This is a genomic window from Ferribacterium limneticum, assembly GCF_020510565.1.
GTDB classification, from domain to species: Bacteria; Pseudomonadota; Gammaproteobacteria; order Burkholderiales; family Rhodocyclaceae; genus Azonexus; species Azonexus limneticus_B.
Genome location: NZ_CP075189.1, coordinates 2,928,897 through 2,946,569, shown reverse-complemented (window position 1 = coordinate 2,946,569; position 17,673 = coordinate 2,928,897). Strand labels below are relative to the sequence as shown.

The window sequence follows — 17,673 nt, the reverse complement described above, 5'->3', positions numbered from 1 at the left end:
CCGCAACCTGCCTTCGTGCCTTACGCCGATAAGCTCATTAGTTGCAGGCGTCTTTCAGACCCTTGCCAGCGCGGAATTTCGGCGACTTGGCGGCCTTGATTTCCAGCGTCTTGCCGGTGCGCGGGTTGCGGCCGGTGCGAGCTGCGCGCTCGCCGACGTAGAAAGTACCGAAGCCGATCAGGTTGACAGTATCGCCGGCCTTGAGAGCCCCTTTGATGGTTTCAACGGCGGCATCCAGCGCGCGGCCGGCGGCAGCCTTCGAAATATCGGCTTGAGTAGCGATGGCGTCGATCAGTTCAGTCTTGTTCATTTACGTCCCCTAATGGATGGATTTGGAGTGGTGAAAACTTTGCGAGGACGGATTTATATATCTGGCGAAATCCTTGTGTCAAGCGGATTTTCGGGGGATTTCCAGATGGCTGAGCTGAGGAAAGGATGTCGCCGATAAGACGCCGGCATCCTTTCCTTGCAAATCAATGAGTAAGCACAGTTGCGGCTGCTGCCGCCTCGGCCGATGCCTGAACTGCAGAATCTGCAACCGCAGGCTCGGGAAGGGCTTCCGGCATGCGTTCGAGGGCTCGTTCAAGTACCTGGTCAATCCATTTGACCGGGACGATTTCAATCTTGTTCTTGATGTTGTCGGGGATCTCGGTGAGGTCTTTAACGTTCTCTTCCGGGATCAGTGCTGTCTTCAGTCCGCCGCGCACGGCAGCCAGCAACTTTTCCTTGAGGCCGCCGATGGCCAGCACTTCGCCGCGCAGGGTGATCTCTCCGGTCATGCAGACATCGCAACGAACCGGAATGCCGGTGTAGGACGATACCAGGGCTGTCGTCATGGCGCCGCCGGCGGAGGGGCCATCCTTGGGTGTGGCGCCTTCCGGAACGTGGATGTGGATGTCTGTCTTCTCAAAAGCCTCGTCCTTGATACCGAGGCGACGGGCGCGGGCGCGCACGACTGAGCGAGCAGCTTCAACCGATTCCTTCATGACATCACCCAGAGAGCCTGTGCGGATAATGTTCCCCTTGCCCGGCATGATGGCGCATTCGATAGTCAGCAATTCGCCACCGACTTCCGTCCAGGCTAGACCGGTCACTTGGCCGACCTGGTTTTCCTTTTCGGCCATGCCGAAGCTGTAGCGACGGACGCCAAGGAATTTATCCAGATTTCGGGCGTTGACCGCAATCTTTGTGTCGCGCTTCTTCAAAACCAGGGTTTTGACGACCTTGCGACAGATCTTGGAGATTTCGCGTTCGAGCGCGCGCACGCCGGCTTCGCGGGTGTAATAGCGGACGATGTCGCGAATGGCGCTGTCGGCAACGGCAATTTCGGTCTTCTTCAGGCCATTGTTCTTGATCTGCTTGGGCAGCAGATAGCGCATGGCGATGTTGACCTTTTCGTCTTCCGTGTAGCCTGCCAGACGGATGACTTCCATCCGGTCGAGCAAGGCAGCCGGGATGTTCAGTGTGTTGGCGGTGGCCACGAACATGACGTCGGATAGGTCGAAATCGACCTCGACGTAGTGATCCTGGAAGGTGTAATTCTGTTCCGGATCAAGCACTTCGAGCAGGGCGGACGAGGGGTCGCCACGGAAATCCTGGCCAAGCTTGTCGACTTCGTCGAGCAGGAACAGCGGATTGCGCACGCCGACCTTGGTCAGGCTGCTCAGAATCTTGCCCGGCATCGAGCCGATGTAGGTACGGCGATGGCCGCGAATTTCGGCTTCGTCACGCACGCCGCCGAGCGCCATGCGCACGAACTTGCGGTTCGTGGCCTTGGCGATGGACTGACCAAGCGAGGTCTTGCCAACACCGGGAGGGCCAACCAGGCAGAGAATCGGCGCCTTGACCTTGTCTACCCGTTGCTGCACGGCGAGATATTCGACGATACGTTCCTTGACCTTCTCCAGCCCATAGTGATCGCTGTCGAGAATTTTTTCAGCTTCACGCAGATCCTTGCTGATCCGCGTTTTCTTGCGCCACGGCAGGCCGATAAGTGTTTCAATGAAATTCCGGACAACAGTCGCTTCGGCCGACATCGGTGACATCAGTCGCAGCTTCTTGAGCTCGCCCTGCGCCTTGGCCAGACCTTCCTTGCTCATGCCGGCGGCGTTGATCTTCTTGTCCAGTTCCTCGAGGTCGGCACCTTCTTCGCCTTCGCCGAGTTCCTTCTGGATTGCCTTGACCTGTTCGTTGAGGTAGTACTCGCGCTGGCTCTTTTCCATCTGGCGCTTGACGCGGCCACGGATGCGCTTTTCGACCTGCAGGATGTCGATTTCGGCTTCGAGCTGGGAAAGCAAACGATCAATGCGGTCGCGGATGCTTTCCATTTCCAGTACTTCCTGCTTCTGCTCGAGCTTGAGCGGCAGGTGGGCGGCGATGGTGTCGGCCAGGCGGCCGGCATCCTCGATGCCAGCGATGGAGGAAAGCACCTCCGGCGGAATCTTCTTGTTCAGTTTGACGAACTGGTCGAACTGGGCGACCACGGCGCGGCGCATCGCCTCGATTTCGTGGTCTTCGACACCGGGTTGGGCCAACGGCAGGGCAGTGGCCATGAAGACGGAGGATTGAACCTCGATGGCTTCGACGCGGGCGCGCTGGGTGCCTTCGACCAACACCTTGACGGTGCCGTCGGGCAGCTTGAGCATCTGCAGGATGTTGGCCATGCAGCCGATGCGATAGAGATCTTCCGGTTCCGGTTCGTCCTTGGCGGCCGATTTCTGGGCGACGAGCAGGATGTTCTTGCCGGCTTCCATGGCCATTTCGAGCGCCTTGATGGATTTCGGGCGGCCGACGAAGAGCGGGATGACCATGTGCGGGAAGACGACGACATCGCGCAGCGGCAGCAGCGGCAGTTCGACGGTTTCCGGGAGCGTGTTGGGGTTCGACATTACGATGCCTTTGAAATAGGTATGTGCCCCCTACGTGGGGGCGGGGAACCGCAATTCAAGACCCGGCTCAGTTGGAGCCGGAAACCTTTGGCTGATCGGCGTAAATGAGCAGGGGCGGGGTGTCGCCGGTGATCATGTTTTCATCGATCACCACCTTTTCGACATTTTCCATGCCCGGGAGTTCGTACATCGTATCAAGTAGCGCGTGCTCCATGATCGAACGCAGGCCGCGTGCCCCGGTTTTACGTTCCAGTGCCTTTTTGGCGATGGCGGAAAGAGCGCCCGGACGAATTTCCAGTTCGACGTCTTCCATGTTGAACAGCTTCTGGTATTGCTTGACCAGCGCGTTCTTCGGTTCGGTCAGAATCTGGACGAGGGCATCCTCTTCCAGTTCCTGCAGCGTGGCGACTACCGGCAGGCGGCCGATCAGTTCGGGGATAAGACCGAACTTGATGAGATCTTCGGGTTCGGTTTCGAGCAGAATTTTGCCGACAGCCTTGCCGTCGTCCTTGCTCTTGACCTCGGCACCGAAGCCGATGCCACCCTTTTCGGAGCGCTTCTGGATGACCTTTTCCAGGCCGGCAAAGGCGCCGCCGCAGATAAAGAGAATGTTGGTGGTATCGACCTGGACGAAGTCCTGATTCGGATGCTTGCGGCCACCTTGCGGCGGGATCGAGGCTGTCGTGCCTTCGATGAGCTTGAGCAAGGCCTGCTGAACGCCCTCACCGGAAACGTCGCGGGTAATCGAGGGGTTGTCCGACTTGCGGGAAATCTTGTCGATTTCGTCAATGTAAACAATACCCTGCTGCGCCTTCTCGACGTCGTAGTCACACTTTTGCAGCAATTTCTGGATGATGTTCTCGACGTCCTCGCCGACGTAGCCGGCTTCGGTCAGCGTCGTTGCATCGGCCATCACGAAGGGAACATTGAGCAGACGGGCCAGCGTCTGGGCGAGCAGGGTCTTGCCCGAGCCGGTCGGGCCGATGAGCAGGATGTTGCTCTTGGAGAGTTCAACCTCGCCGGCGTTCTTGGCGCTATGGCGCAAACGCTTGTAATGGTTGTACACCGCCACGGCAAGAATGCGTTTTGCGACTTCCTGGCCGATCACATACTGGTCGAGGATGGAGCTGATCTCGCGCGGCGTCGGCAGGTCGGAACGACCGGCCTTGGCCGCTTCTTCCGGTAACTCGTCGCGGATGATGTCGTTGCAGAGTGCAATGCACTCGTCACAGATGAACACCGACGGGCCGGCGATAAGCTTTTTGACTTCGTGCTGGCTCTTGCCGCAGAAGGAGCAGTAGAGCAGTTTTTCCGGGGTCCCTTTGGTCATCTGTAGCTCTCCGTTCAAGCCGCGTCGCGGCGGGTCAATACCTTGTCAATCAAACCGTATTCAGCTGCTTCAGTAGCCGAAAGGAAATTATCGCGGTCGGTGTCCTTCTCGATGCGCTCGAGTGGCTGGCCACTGTGTTCGGCCATGATCCGGTTGAGGCGGTCGCGAATCGACAGGATTTCCTTGGCGTGGATGGCGATATCCGAGGCCTGACCCTGGAAGCCACCCAGCGGCTGGTGAATCATGACGCGGGAATTGGGCAGGGCGAAGCGCTTGCCCTTGGCGCCGGCGTTGAGCAGGAAGGCGCCCATCGAGGCAGCCTGGCCGATGCACAGCGTCGACACGTCGGGCTTGATGAACTGCATGGTGTCGTAGATCGACATGCCGGCCGTTACCGAGCCGCCCGGCGAGTTGATGTAGAAGTAGATGTCCTTGTCCGGATTTTCCGCTTCGAGGAACAGCAATTGGGCGACGACCAGATTGGCCGTGACGTCGTTGACAGGGCCGACAAGAAAAATCACGCGCTCTTTAAGGAGGCGCGAATAGATGTCGTACGCGCGTTCGCCGCGGCCGCTCTGCTCTACCACCATGGGGACCATGCCGAGTGCCTGTGGATCCCAGTTGCTTGCGTTGTCGATATTCATGTCAGCCCTTGTGTGTTGCTGTTTCGTTACATTCAAGACGATTGTTGCTTTTGCAACAAGGTCCGGATTACTGCTTTTGACCCATCAGTTCATCAAAAACTGCAGCCTTGTCGGTGACCTTGGCTTTGCCCAGGACCCACGCAACCACGTTGTTTTCAATGGCGACGCCTTCAACTTCCTGAAGACGCTGCGGTTGAGCGTAATACCAGCGGATGACCTCTTCCGGATGCTCGTAGCTTTGGGCGTTTTCTTCGACCATCGCACGAACTTGTTCCGGTGTTGCCTGAAGCTTCTCCGTTTTCACAACCTCAGCAAGGATCAGGCCAAGTGTGACGCGACGCTTTGCCTGGTCGGCAAACCACTCGGGCTGGATCGGCATGTCCTTGACCTTCATGCCGCGCTGTTCCATGTCTTGGCGAGCAGCTTGCATCAGGCGCTGGATTTCCATATCGACCAGCGAGGTCGGCACCGAAATCGGGTTGGCCTTGATCAAGGCTTCCATGACCTGGTCCTTGAGCTTGCCTTCGATGCGGCGCTTAACTTCACGCTTGAGGTTGGTTTCGATCTCGGCACGCATCTTGGCCACGTCGCCGTCGGCGATGCCCATGCTGGTGGCGAATTCGGCGTTGAGTTCGGGCAGAACCGGGGCCTGTACCTGCTTGACGGTGACGTCGAACTGGACTGTCTGGCCAGCCAGATCTTTGGCGTGGTAATCGGCCGGGAAGGCCAGGTCAAACGTCTTGGAGTCGCCAGCCTTGGCGCCTTCGACGGCGTTTTCGAAATCGGGCAGCATCATGCCCTGGCCGAGAACGAACGGGTAATCCTTGGCTTCGCCACCGGCGAACGGCACGCCGTCCTTCTTGCCGAGGAAGTCGATGACGACGCGGTCTTCCTTGGCGGCGGCACGGTCGGTATCTTCATAGGAAACGCGTTGCTTGCGCAGGATGTCGAGGGTCTTGTCGACTTCAGCAGCGCTGACTTCGAGGATCGGACGTTCGACTTCCGCGGTCGCCAGATTGCCAGGGGTGAATTCCGGATAAACCTCGAAAATGGCCGAGAACTCGATGTGCGTCGTGCTTTCGGTTGTCTTCGGCTCAATGCGCGGGTAACCGGCGACACGCATCTTCTTTTCGGTGACGGTTTCGCCGAAAACGCGGTCGAGTTCCTCGGACAGCACTTCGTGGCGAGCCTGGTCGCCATGCTGCTGCTTGACGATGCTGAACGGAACCTTGCCCGGACGGAAGCCTGGTACCTTCATATTCTTGCCCATGCGCTTCAGGCGCTGTTCCATGACCTTTTCGACATCGGCAATGGCGATGGAGAGGTCGATGCGGCGTTCAAGTTCGTTAGCTTGTGCAGTAGTTGCTTCCATGAGAGTTCCTTGTGACTTCGGAGCCGAAAAATAAAGCGGACAATAATATCACGGCAGGTCGAGTGCCGGATGCTTCTGCCCAATAGCGAGGACAGGCGCTATTGCCTGTAGACAGACGCTTTGGAACTTCGTACAATGCGCGCCTTCTTCAGCGGCGGCTGTAGCTCAGTTGGTAGAGTCCCGGATTGTGATTCCGGTTGTCGTGGGTTCGAGCCCCATCAGTCGCCCCAAAATATCGTTTCACCAAGTATCAAGAAGCACCATAAACCCCAACAGCTATAGGCTCTTGGGGTTTTTTGTTGTCTCAATGCATCCCAAGGATTACCATTAGATACCAATAGATTGTTGGTATTTATGTTGGTAGTTCATGTGCCAACATAGCCGTGTACCAACAAAGGAGCGCGGATATGACCACAGGTACGTTATCGGCGGTTGCAGTCAAGAATGCCAAGGCCAAAGAGCAGCCCTACAAGCTCTCAGATGGGGGCGGCATGTTCCTGCTTGTTGATGCCAAGGGCGGCAAATATTGGCGCTTAGCTTATCGGTTTTTAGGTAAGCAGAAGACGTTGGCGCTTGGCGTTTATCCGGAGGTGTCGCTAGAGCTAGCCCGAAGAGCTAGGGACCAAGCCAGGGAGCAGTTGCGCGAAGGTGCCGACCCCGGAATGGTTCGCAAGGTGGGCAAGTTGCTAGCGCACCAGGCCGCCCTAAACAGCTTTGAAGCTGTTGCCAGAGAGTGGCATAAGAGGTTCTCCACTGGCTGGACTGCCCATACGATTAACAAGAATATCCGAATACTCGAACTGAATGCGTTTCCCTGGCTTGGCGAGCGCCCAATTGATGAAATCAAGGCCCCCGAGTTGCTGGCTGTATTGCGACGGGTCGAAGAGCGTGGCTTGATGGACACGGCGCACCGCCTGAGACACACATGCGGTCAGATTTTCCGGTATGGAATTGCTACTGGTAGGTGTGAACGAGACATTTCAGTTGATCTTCGGGGGGCTATTGCGCCACGTCGGCCGCAGAATATGGCGGCCATCGTTGATCCGAAGGTGTTTGGCGAATTGTTGCGCGACATCTGGGAATACCAGGGAACACTGACCACGTGCTGCGCCTTTCGGTTATCTGCACTTTTCGGTCTTCGCCCAGGTGAGGTTAGGAATCTTGAATGGTCAGAGGTAGATAAGAATGAACGCCTGATCCGCATTCCGCTTGGAAAGATGAAGGCGCGTCGGCTTCACGTAGTGCCGCTTTCAAAGCAGGCCTTGGAGATCATTGAAGATATTCGGCCGCTGACGGGAACTGGTCACTACTGTTTTCCCGGATTGCATAGCCGGGAGCGGCCGATGAGTGAGAACACCATCAACGCAGCGCTGCGTAGGATGGGGTACGACACCAAAACCGAACATACCGCGCACGGATTTCGCAGCTCATTTAGCACCATGGCACACGGCTCTGGTTTGTTCCGTCCGGAGGTTGTTGAGGTGCAACTGGCCCATAAGCATGGGGACGCGGTGCGGCTTGCCTATGATCGGGGCGACTTCCTCGAAGAGCGGCGCAAATTAATGGACTGGTGGGCCGACCAATGCGATCAGATGCGCCAAGGGGCAAAGGTGATCAAATTGAAGGTTGAGGCGGAGCATAAATGATAGCGGCCTTGCGTGAGCAATCTTCCTGTTGTGGCTGATGATCAGGTTTATTGAGTCAAATATATTTTTACTTATCAAGAAAAAAGTCGCATATGGCGAGGATGGTATTCCACAGCTCCGTTATGAGTTCCTCGCGTACAGCCTTTGGATGTCCGAAATAGATCTATAATTTTCGGACAATAATTCTTGCTGTCTGTCCGAAAAAATTATACAAATATCGGACAGGAGGCCATGTGTCAGATATCAAATCCGCCATTTCGTCGCAAATCAACGCTGCAGGTCCAGGCCACGTCTGGGTACCGACTGACTTTGCGCACATCGGCAACCGGGATGCGATCGACAAGACCCTCCAGCGTATGGTGCTGGCGGGCGATTTGCGGCGTGTCGACCGAGGCTTGTACGACAAGCCCATCATCAATCGCCTAACCCAGCGCCCCACGACTCCGGACTATCGGGCGATCATCGATGCTATCGCACGGCGTGACCAACTGCGTTTGCTTGTGGATGGAATGACCGCCGCCAATGACCTTGGCTTAACGGATGCTGTTCCAGCTCGCGTTATCATTCATACGGACACACGTCGCCGGGCTATCAAGCTCGATAAACTCGTCATCGACTTCAAGCAAACTGCTCCCAGTCGCCTTTATTGGGCAGGCCGTCCTGCCATGCGAATCGTACAGGCCCTGCATTGGCTGAAGGACACGCTGGGCGTCGACCATGATCGCATTGTCAGCCGACTGAATCGACTACTCGTCGATTCCGATCAGGGCGTTGCAATCTGCCATGATCTGCGCAACGGGTTCAGTGTGCTGCCGGCGTGGATGCAGGACCTGATCCGTGATCTACCCGGTTGCGACCCTCGGGACACCGTATCCGGAATCTCGCCAATACATAGTGGCGTGAAATCTTCAGTCGATTCTCGTGGCCCGAAGGCGTAAGGAGAGCCATTGAATCGGTCCTTCCGCCTCCTCCGCCAGAACACCAGCAACCACGGCCCTTATGGGCCGTTTTTGTTTTCTACCACCCTCTGTACCCCCGTCTTTGAATGAGACTCTATGTGCCAATATGGGTTGCCTTGGAGGCTCCTGTGTCGTGGGGTCCGTGTGGTGATCCGATTCCCCTTCGGAGAAATACCCTTTGTTCGGTAGGGAAATAGCTTTTCCTGTCGTGGGGGGGTTCTCACAATTTGGCCAGAACGGCCGTTGGCCAAAGGCGCCGAATTGGGCAGTGACGAGCCTCTTTTCTGCAGTTCAGCCTCAAGTGGTCACCAACGGCAGCTTTCCTATCAGGCAAACTCACCCTCCCAGCCCACTTCAGACAATACTATTTCCCTATGAGGCTGACTCTAATCACAACCATATTAAACTCGTAGAGTTGGTAAGCGTTTTGAATATAGCTCATTCATTACAATGCAGACCATCAGCGAGGAAAAAAGCGGGCATTGCCCGCTTTGTTTTCCGGTTTGTACCGTCAGCTATTTACTCATTCTTTGGTGGTTGCTGTAGCTGCTGTCGGTTCTGCTGGCTTTGTAGCGGATTTTCTTTGCGCAGGCTTTTTAACAGCGGGTTTGGCCACCGTTTTTTTTAGGGCTGATTTCTTTGGGGCTGCTTTGATTGGGGCTTTGGCTGCCACTGAACTGGCTCCAGAAATTATCAAGGCGTCGAGTTTATTTTCAGCTTTGGCCTTGATCACCCAAGCTGGACTACGACCGCGGCCGCTCCAAGTTTCACCGGTAATCGGGTCACGGTATTTTGCGGCGACTGCTTTGCCGGGGGCTCTTGATACTTTGCCGTCCTTTAGCTTGAGGTCCTTGACCGAGAGATTGAACTGCGCCATCAACGACTTGATTTGAGCGATGGCCCCTGTCAATTCTGCACGCCGGGCCTCTTCTGCCTTTTTCTGCAATTCGGCAATTTCTTTTTGGTAGTCTTGATACGATTTCACCATGTTTCACTCCTCGATAAAGAACGACGAGGAGATGGTAAATAAAAATTCAATAATTTGCTAAATTAATTGCGTTTTATTACTACCGAAAATACCTTGATGTACTGCGCAGGCAATGCGGATTTACTGTTGGTTTTAAAATTAACGATTGATGCTCTACGGCAGCAATGAAACTCGAAAAACTATGATGAAACAAATAGCTGGTACTTAAGACCCGCCTTTCATGGCGAGAAACTTATCGATCAGTTTTGCAAGCAATGCTTCTTCATCGTCTTCACTCAGTCCCAATAGTTCAGCGACCAATTTCACTTTTCTGGGCCTAATACGTGAAGAAACGATTGCGGGTGAAGCTTGATCCGCTGGCGGTGATGACTGGACGAGCGGCGTTTCGTAGACTCACTGGCGACACGACTGGGAAGCATGGGGCAGAGCAAACCAGAGTGTGGCTTGCTGTTCGGCGAAGTAATATCCTCGCGCAACGTTATAGAATAATGAAAACTGCATGTATGTACATGCTGTTTTGTCCGTTTCGAGGAGAAGGCACCCGATGATTGACCTCACTTTTCTGTCAATCGAACGCATTATTGTCCACCACATCCCGCCGCGGGCGGAGGATAAGGGCTTTGTGGCGCCGATTTGCGCTACCTCGCTCGTGACCCTCGCCAAGCCGGGTCTAGACATGTTCGCAAAGCGAATCAGTCAGGCACTCGGGCATCACTCGCACGGCATTCAGGCTCAATTCCACAACACCGGGCCGCAGAGCTACTTCGCCAATTCAGTGGATCTGATGGAAGGGGACGATGCCCAATTCATCGCAAGTTCCGCCATCGTGGCGCACGATCTGACGAGGGCTCAACAGTCCAAGAATCTGTCTGCGAGCAAGCTGATTGTTATCTCGGGCCACACCTCTAAAAGTCAGATGCCATTCTCCGCGGTCGTAAAATCGGAATTACAGGACGGACTGACCGAAACCTCCAGCAAGGGAAAAACAAGCGTCGACTACTTGAGCGATATTTTTTTTGCGGAGAGCCAAAAGCTTTACAAAATCGGATTCGTTCAGAAGACGAGCAAACTTGGCACCAAGACGGCGCCGGAGCATTTCGCGGTTCACTTGTTCGATCACCTGATGACGGGGACGGAGACGCGAAGTGCCGCGTTCTACTTCCACTCTGAATTTCTGGGCGCCGACGTTGCTGCCTCTGATCGCCATCGAACGAGAGAATTCTTCGACAAAACCAACGAATTTCTACAAGCGCAACCTATCCCGAGTTCGACAAAGATTGCGCTTGGCGAAGCGTTGCGTGCAGAACTGCGAAGTAATAAGAATACTATCAGCGTGAAGGGATTCTCCGACGAACATTTGGAGCCCGCGATGCAAAGTAAGTACCTTACGTTCATGGCGAAGGCCAACATCAGCACTCACGCCATCACCAAAGATACTGAATACATCAAGTCGAGGCTGAAGCGCCGGCAGAAAATCGTTTTCACCAGCGGAGTCATGATCAGCACGCCAGCTGACCAAATCTATCTTGTCTCGATCGAGGCGCCGACTGATGACACGACCATCGTGAAGATCCGCGGAACAGTAGAGAGCCAAGAGTGAAGATCTCGCGTGACCAATTTCTTGCAGAGATGCGTGCCAACGCTCCTCTGCTTGAGCTATGGGCGTGTGAATCCGTGAAGTTGATTTCTGAAATGGTCAGGGCAGAAATTGGACCGGAGCGCTTTGAAGGCTTCTTTAAAATTGATCCGCGGTACAGGCTGAAAACTGAAGAGTCCGCCCTGAAGAAATTTGATCACTGGGGTGTTCTAGAGTCGGCAAAGGAAATGCATGATCTCGCGGGCGCTAGATTTGTCGTGCTTCTCCGCACGGATTTGCAGATTATCGAGAATGTCATCAAGGGATTTTCTGGATGGAGTACTGCCAGGGTGCGTCACTTCGAGGATGACGTTGACGATGATCCTGTAGTCTTTGACTACCAGTCGATTCATCTACTAATCAAGGGGAGTCGCGGCACTACCATCGATGGGCATATTCTTACCGACGACGTGACGTGTGAAATCCAAGTCCGCACGATGATGCAGCATGCTTATGCCGAGCTGTGTCACGACAAAATTTACAAGAACTTTCGCTCCATTCCGCCGAGTGCAAAGCGTCTGGTAGCTAGATCGATGGCCCTGATGGAAACAACTGATTCGATATTTTGCGAAACGGCGAAGCAGTTGGAGGAGGTTGCAGCTGACCGAAATAGATGGCTGGAATATCTTGCAGGTGTGTATGGCCAGGCCACCCAGCAAAACGCCTCCTCGAGCGATCTCGTGTGTCCGGTTATTTTCGATAGATTCCAACACCTCCTAGAAAACGTGATATTGAGCGATGTCGGTGCGGCGGTAAATGCGCCCGTCGTTCGGTCGCGAATGGTGGATCGGCTTAGTGATAAGTTGTTCAGTAGCGCAGGTTGCGTGCTCACATATTGGCTCGTCGAAAATCACTTCAACGAAACGAAGCGCTCGTGGCCTGATGAATCTCTTTTGCCCGGACTGCAGCTCGTATGTGCGGACCTTGGTGTTTCCTATGAATAGATAACCATGGCGCCCCCTGAATCCACACGCTATACCCCTCCAACGAATGACGCAGAGCTTGTGCTCGCCTGGTTGCGACGCGCGCGCGAGTCGCAGTTTTTCCACTACAACGCCGCCAAGCGCTTGGGGCGCTATGGGCGGGTCTTCGGCGTTCCGGTCATCGTCATCACCGCGATCGTGGGCGCCTCAGCGTTCGCATCGATTCTCTCTCAGACGGTTCCCCTCTACGCCAAGCTGATTGTGGGGTTGTGCAGCCTAGTCGCGACAGTACTTTCGAGCCTCCAGACCTTCTTCAAGTTTTCGGAGCGGTCGGAGAAGCACAGGATCTTTGGGGCCAAGTTCGGAGCGGTTCGACGCGAACTGGAAACACTTCATATCCAGGCCCAGATCAAATCCATGGAGTTGGCCGCGGTTCGTGCGAAGCTCGACATGTTGGCGGAGGAGGCGCCTGACGTTGACGCCGCTGTTTTCTCGCGCGAGAAGGCGAAGCAGGGCGACGAACTTCCCTAGTGGGCGGCTCGCAAACTGCTCCTGTGCTCCGTTTTTCAATAGCTGGCGCGTGCGGGAGGAGGCGGCTGGCTACGGCTCCCTCGCCTTTCGCCCATCGACTGGTCGATCGGTCAAGGCCAACGTTGGTGCCACCCGTCAGTACTGGGCGTACGTGGGTGGCCAACCGGAATTTCCGCGCGATTATGAGCCTGGGTTAGACAGGCTCGTCTCGTGGAAGTTGAATTGCCCCGGGATTTGTAGAGACTTTGCAGTCAGCTTTGTGCGCTACTGCAGCCGTTCAAACGGGTGTGGCCGAATGGCTGTAATGGCACAGATTTTCTGCCTATTGTCGTTGGCATGAGACCGTTTTTCGGCCAAAGCTGTAGTTGAGCATCCTGGCAACGACCGGCAGGTATGGCGTCCGAACCGGCCATTGGACAGTTCAAGCGATGGTCGGCGGCTCCGGATGAAGTATATGTATCTAATCGCGTGATCAGCCCTGCCACCAAGGCCGAGAGCTTAGGTCCCATCACGAATATGAGGAGCGCGTAAAATTGCATGCTGACAGTTTTCACTAGCACACGACAACAGAAAGCCAACAGCAATGCATCCAATTTTTCGCATCACGTCAGCAGACATAAAGGCTCTTAACGACGGCCAAGCTCGAGAGTTGGTGGCACGGCTGTGTAAAGCAGAACTTCAGGCTGGTGGAATTGGAACGGATGCGGTTACCTGGGGTGGAGACCAAAGGGCTAAAGATGGCGGAGTCGACGTTCGTGTTGAAGCAACTCCCGGAGCCATTGTTACTGGGTACATCCCCAGAGACTCCACGGTCTATCAAGTCAAGGCGGAACCCTTTGGAAAACCCAAAATCCCTGGAGAAATGGCACCCAAGGGGATAATACGGCCGGCCCTAAGTGATCTTGCTGGCAAGTCGGGAGCCTACGTTATCGTTTCGACCAGGGACGACTTATCAGACTTGTCGCTGGGGGAACGTAAACAGGCTATGGCCGACTGCTTGGAGGAACATGGGTTAGGCGGTCGGGTTTTTCTGGATTTTTACGACAGCAGGAAAGTCGCTGATTGGACAGAGAACCACCCCGCAATAGTTGCCTGGGTAAAAAATGAATTTGGAAAGCCACTTGAGGGCTGGAGATCCTATGGGCCATGGGCATATCACGAAAAAAGCGTAGACGACGAGTACCTTCTGGACGACAAGGTTAAAGTCCTTGTCCCAAACACAGAGGATGGAATTGAGGTCATTGGCGCCATAAATAGGCTGCGCGCAGATCTAAACAAGAGCGGCTCATCGGTACGCATCGTTGGTTTATCCGGGGTCGGGAAGACGCGCCTTGTTCAAGCCCTTTTTGACAAGCGAATCGAAACTGCGAATGCGGCGCTTGACCAAGATAATGTGCTGTATACCGACCTATCCGACAATCCGTCGCCACAACCAACGGCGATGCTTGAAGCCCTCATCCTAGAAGGTTCAGAAAGTGTCGTTGTGGTCGACAACTGTGGGCAGGACGTCCATCAGAGGCTCACGGAAATTGTGAAGCGCCCTGATAGCAAGGTTCGGCTCGTTACCGTTGAGTACGACATAAGAGACAACCTGCCAGAAGGAACTGCCTGTTATCACCTAGAGGGGTCGTCCAGTGAAGTTATCGCAAAGCTTCTTAAACGCCACACCAAAAACCTTTCCGACGTAGATGTCCAGAAGATTGTCGAATTTTCTGATGGAAACGCCCGAGTAGCGTTTGCCCTTGCAGCAACCTCTGAATCCAAAGGTGAGTTAGCTCAGCTTCTGGACAACGACCTCTTCGAACGTCTGTTTATTCAGAAGCACAGTGAAAGCAACGAGCTGCAACGGTGTGCAGAGGCTGCGAGCCTCTTGTATTCATTCGATGCTGTGGACACAGGCAAAGATTCAGAGCTAGCAGCCCTTTCTGCGGTTGCAGAGGTCACGATCTCAACGTTTTATCGAAACGTCTCCGAACTTCAGAAACGAGGGTTAGTGCAGGAACGGGGGATGTGGGGAGCGGTACTTCCCCACGCAATTTCAAACCGACTAGCCCTCAACGCCGTTCAATCTAACCACCCGAGCTTACTCGTCCAAAGGTTTGTTACCGATGCATCAGAACGTGTTGCACGCTCCTTCTCAAGGAGGCTGGGCTATTTGCACGAATCGAGGCAAGCTCAACGGATAGTTGAAGATTGGCTAAAGCCGGAAGGTCTTCTTGGCAATGTCACCAACCTAAGCAGACTGAAGCGGGAAATGCTTGAAAACGTTTCGCCGGTAAATCAACGTGCAGCGCTGAATGCAGTACTTCGTGCCGTCGAAAACCCCGATTTTGTTGCTGTAACGAACTCCAGTAGAGCACATACTGCTCGCCTGCTGCGCTCGCTAGCTTATGAGCCCAACATGTTTGACGATGCAGCATCGGCACTTTTGAAATTAGCATTAGCAGAACCCAACGATTTCAAATCGGACTCGACACTCGACATCCTTCAATCTCTGTTCTACGTCCATCTTTCTGGAACTCTTTCCCCTCCAGAACAGCGAGCTGCGTTTGTTAGGGCGCTAGCTTTTTCAGGAGGTGACGCCAAGCAAAAGCTGGCATTGGCTCTTCTGCGGGCAGGACTTGAATCCCAAAATTTCTCATCTGACTACGGCTTCGACTTTGGGGCATTAAAACGCGGATATGGATGGTTTCCACGAACCCTGGAAGAAATTCAGGGCTGGTATGAGCCATTCGTTAAGATCGCTATTGATATTGGGAAGGCTACAACAGCTTTGGGCTCCGATGCTCGCGCCATATTGGGAAGTGCCTTCAGGGGGCTATGGGGTGATGCCAGAATGGAAGATACATTGATCCAAGCTGCGCGAGAGTTAGCTCCAATTGACGGGTGGCCCGATGGATGGATCGGTATCCGAAACACCCTACATTGGGATAAAGAGCGCATCGCTCCCGATTCACTCGAAAGGTTGAAGGCGCTGGAAAAGGAAATTACGCCTAGAGATTTGCGAGCAAAAATCCATGCCAAAGTTCTCCAGAGAGGATCATTTGGCGTTGATCTTGACGATTCTGAAGAAGACTCGCCGACAGATTGGTATGTGAAAGCGCATGAAGAGGCCAAGGCGCTCGGAAAAGCTGCCGCACAGGATACAGATGTACTCGCTGACCTTTCGCTATTCATATCGAATAGGAATACAACCGACAAGGTTTGGTGCTTTGCTGTTGGCCTAGGCCAAGCTTCAGTTTCTACGCGACAGATTCTTGATCGCCTAAAGCCATTGGTCGAACATCCGCCAGCCGACGGATTTGACCTTCAATTCATCACCGGCTTAATCAACGGCTGGAACCAGGCCAAGCCCGATGAAGTTGCTGCTTTTCTGGATGAAACTGTTGGAGATGAAGTTTGGGGGCCACTGTTTCCAAACCTGCAATTCGCAATTGAACTTGATCAGGTGGGCTATTCGAGACTCATGAAATCTCTAGAGCTCGGCCGAGCATCTTGCTGGAAATATACGAATCTCGGTTGCGGACGCAGAACCGATCTGCTCACTGTTGCTCAAATTTCTGCTTTGCTGGGGCTTCTGGCTGGAAAGCCGGACGAAGGCTTGCCTGCAGCAATTGATGTGCTTTACATGGTGATTCACTGCACCGACACTAAAGATGAACAATATAAAGAGGAGTTGCGGGCCTATTGCTTGAAGTTCGTTGGTGAGCTTGATTGGTGTTTGATTGATCTTACGAACGAAAACTTTCTGCATCACCTGGAGAGCGTGATCAAATATTCTCTTGATAGCATCGAGCCACATGAGGTGGCTACCAAGACACTTAATCGATTGATCCAACAGGAACGCGCCGGAAAGAGGATATTTCCGCGTCGCCTTGGCAACGTACTCTTGCCATTTTTCAAAAAATGTCCAATTGAAGCCTTGGATGCCGTTTATACCAAAGATGAGCACACCGCTCTTATGCGCATGCTGACCGTTCGACTCGATAGGCATGGGGACACAGCAATAGGAGTTGTGCCAGAGGAAGCCTTGATTGAGTGGTGCAAAGTCTCTCCTGAAGACAGATGCGTATTTGCGGCACAGACCTGCAAACTATTCGAAAGACCAAATTCTGGTGAATCTAGCGACATAGCCGTCATAGGCATATCAAGCGCAGCTAAAACGCTTCTGGCTCTTGCTCCAGACAAAAAGAAGGTTCTCGAAACACTAGCCAGCCGTTTCTCTCCCAATTCTTGGTCTGGTTCCCGTGCGGCAATCATGCGCAAGAGGTTCGAACACTTAGATGAACTCAACCCGACCGGCAGTCCAGAACTCGCGTCATTGATAGAGGAAATGAAGGCTCGCGTATTCAGGCTCATCGAACGCGAAGAACAGAGGGAGAGGGATGACGAGCGATCTGAGACAGGTAGCTTTGAATGAATCAGCGTTGTTATTGCGGAGGTATGGTCACTGCTATACCGCCTTCGAATTGACGCCACCAGTCACTTCGGTGGCGGCAAATTGAACAACTGCAGTTATTCAAGAGAGACTGATCGAACGTCAGCTATGGCCTGCGGATTCTACCGATGTCCTTCCGTTGGCCATACGGCAGGTTTTGGAGTGGAGCAGTCCATTGACGGTCGGCACTCCGGCAAAAAGGTACGTCCCCTACTGGCAGGTTGTGTGAGTTCGACGTGACGCCTGCAAGCAGTGAGTCGAGAAGACATCGTTCCAGGCTATGACCGCATTGCGGTAATAAGCCAGGCTAGTGCTAGC

At 54.1% G+C, this 17,673-nt stretch carries 12 protein-coding genes and 1 tRNA gene; 7 read left to right on the top strand and 6 right to left on the bottom strand.

The window, feature by feature from the left end:
• Positions 1 to 37 precede the first annotated feature (37 nt).
• The 5 genes from KI610_RS14135 to tig form a co-directional block, all read right to left on the bottom strand.
• Complete coding sequence (locus tag KI610_RS14135; protein WP_226495604.1) at positions 38 to 310, bottom strand: HU family DNA-binding protein; 273 nt, start codon at positions 308 to 310, stop codon at positions 38 to 40.
• 163 nt (positions 311 to 473) lie between these two features.
• Complete coding sequence (gene lon, locus KI610_RS14130) at positions 474 to 2,888, bottom strand: endopeptidase La (protein ID WP_226495603.1); 2,415 nt, start codon at positions 2,886 to 2,888, stop codon at positions 474 to 476.
• A gap of 67 nt (positions 2,889 to 2,955) precedes the next feature.
• Positions 2,956 to 4,218, bottom strand: coding sequence for an ATP-dependent Clp protease ATP-binding subunit ClpX (gene clpX, locus KI610_RS14125; RefSeq protein WP_226495602.1), 1,263 nt, complete (start codon positions 4,216 to 4,218; stop codon positions 2,956 to 2,958).
• A 14-nt stretch (positions 4,219 to 4,232) separates the two neighbouring features.
• A complete protein-coding gene (clpP, locus tag KI610_RS14120; protein ID WP_226495601.1) occupies positions 4,233 to 4,862 on the bottom strand; it encodes an ATP-dependent Clp endopeptidase proteolytic subunit ClpP in 630 nt (209 codons plus the stop codon).
• A gap of 67 nt (positions 4,863 to 4,929) precedes the next feature.
• The gene (gene tig, locus KI610_RS14115) at positions 4,930 to 6,234 is read right to left on the bottom strand and encodes a trigger factor (protein ID WP_226495600.1); all 1,305 of its coding nucleotides are present in this window, start codon (positions 6,232 to 6,234) and stop codon (positions 4,930 to 4,932) included.
• Between the two features lie 154 nt (positions 6,235 to 6,388).
• On the opposite strand from tig, the gene KI610_RS14110 reads away from it, so the two are divergent.
• The 3 genes from KI610_RS14110 to KI610_RS14100 all read left to right on the top strand — a co-directional run bounded on the left by KI610_RS14110 (position 6,389) and on the right by KI610_RS14100 (position 8,818).
• Positions 6,389 to 6,464: transfer RNA gene (locus tag KI610_RS14110), tRNA-His, on the top strand.
• 177 nt (positions 6,465 to 6,641) lie between these two features.
• Complete coding sequence (locus KI610_RS14105; RefSeq protein WP_226495599.1) at positions 6,642 to 7,880, top strand: tyrosine-type recombinase/integrase; 1,239 nt, start codon at positions 6,642 to 6,644, stop codon at positions 7,878 to 7,880.
• 233 nt (positions 7,881 to 8,113) lie between these two features.
• A complete protein-coding gene (locus KI610_RS14100; protein ID WP_226495598.1) occupies positions 8,114 to 8,818 on the top strand; it encodes a DUF6088 family protein in 705 nt (234 codons plus the stop codon).
• A gap of 544 nt (positions 8,819 to 9,362) precedes the next feature.
• Here KI610_RS14100 and KI610_RS14095 read toward each other — a convergent pair.
• Positions 9,363 to 9,827, bottom strand: a complete 465-nt coding sequence (locus KI610_RS14095; protein ID WP_226495597.1) for an H-NS histone family protein — start codon at positions 9,825 to 9,827, stop codon at positions 9,363 to 9,365.
• Positions 9,828 to 10,371: 544 nt separating this feature from the next.
• Here KI610_RS14095 and KI610_RS14090 point away from each other — a divergent pair.
• From KI610_RS14090 to KI610_RS14075, 4 genes are all read left to right on the top strand, one after another.
• Positions 10,372 to 11,427 (top strand): nucleoid-associated protein, encoded by a 1,056-nt coding sequence (locus KI610_RS14090; RefSeq protein ID WP_226495596.1) that lies wholly within the window; start codon positions 10,372 to 10,374, stop codon positions 11,425 to 11,427.
• Positions 11,424 to 12,407: a nucleotidyltransferase family protein gene (locus KI610_RS14085; RefSeq protein ID WP_226495595.1), complete on the top strand. Its 984-nt coding sequence runs from the start codon at positions 11,424 to 11,426 to the stop codon at positions 12,405 to 12,407. The genes KI610_RS14090 and KI610_RS14085 overlap by 4 nt, the downstream gene beginning before the upstream one ends.
• A gap of 6 nt (positions 12,408 to 12,413) precedes the next feature.
• Positions 12,414 to 12,917, top strand: a complete 504-nt coding sequence (locus KI610_RS14080; RefSeq protein ID WP_226495594.1) for an SLATT domain-containing protein — start codon at positions 12,414 to 12,416, stop codon at positions 12,915 to 12,917.
• 583 nt (positions 12,918 to 13,500) lie between these two features.
• Positions 13,501 to 17,337, top strand: coding sequence for a hypothetical protein (locus KI610_RS14075; RefSeq protein ID WP_226495593.1), 3,837 nt, complete (start codon positions 13,501 to 13,503; stop codon positions 17,335 to 17,337).
• The last annotated feature ends 336 nt before the right edge of the window (positions 17,338 to 17,673 follow it).

Excerpts from the sequence above, each read along its gene's own strand:
- KI610_RS14135 (WP_226495604.1), bottom strand. The coding sequence starts at position 310 with ATGAACAAGACTGAACTGATCGACGCCATCGCTACTCAAGCCGATATT.
- lon (WP_226495603.1), bottom strand. The coding sequence starts at position 2,888 with ATGTCGAACCCCAACACGCTCCCGGAAACCGTCGAACTGCCGCTGCTG.
- clpX (WP_226495602.1), bottom strand. The coding sequence starts at position 4,218 with ATGACCAAAGGGACCCCGGAAAAACTGCTCTACTGCTCCTTCTGCGGC.
- clpP (WP_226495601.1), bottom strand. The coding sequence starts at position 4,862 with ATGAATATCGACAACGCAAGCAACTGGGATCCACAGGCACTCGGCATG.
- tig (WP_226495600.1), bottom strand. The coding sequence starts at position 6,234 with ATGGAAGCAACTACTGCACAAGCTAACGAACTTGAACGCCGCATCGAC.
- KI610_RS14105 (WP_226495599.1), top strand. The coding sequence starts at position 6,642 with ATGACCACAGGTACGTTATCGGCGGTTGCAGTCAAGAATGCCAAGGCC.
- KI610_RS14095 (WP_226495597.1), bottom strand. The coding sequence starts at position 9,827 with ATGGTGAAATCGTATCAAGACTACCAAAAAGAAATTGCCGAATTGCAG.
- KI610_RS14090 (WP_226495596.1), top strand. The coding sequence starts at position 10,372 with ATGATTGACCTCACTTTTCTGTCAATCGAACGCATTATTGTCCACCAC.
- KI610_RS14080 (WP_226495594.1), top strand. The coding sequence starts at position 12,414 with ATGGCGCCCCCTGAATCCACACGCTATACCCCTCCAACGAATGACGCA.
- KI610_RS14075 (WP_226495593.1), top strand. The coding sequence starts at position 13,501 with ATGCATCCAATTTTTCGCATCACGTCAGCAGACATAAAGGCTCTTAAC.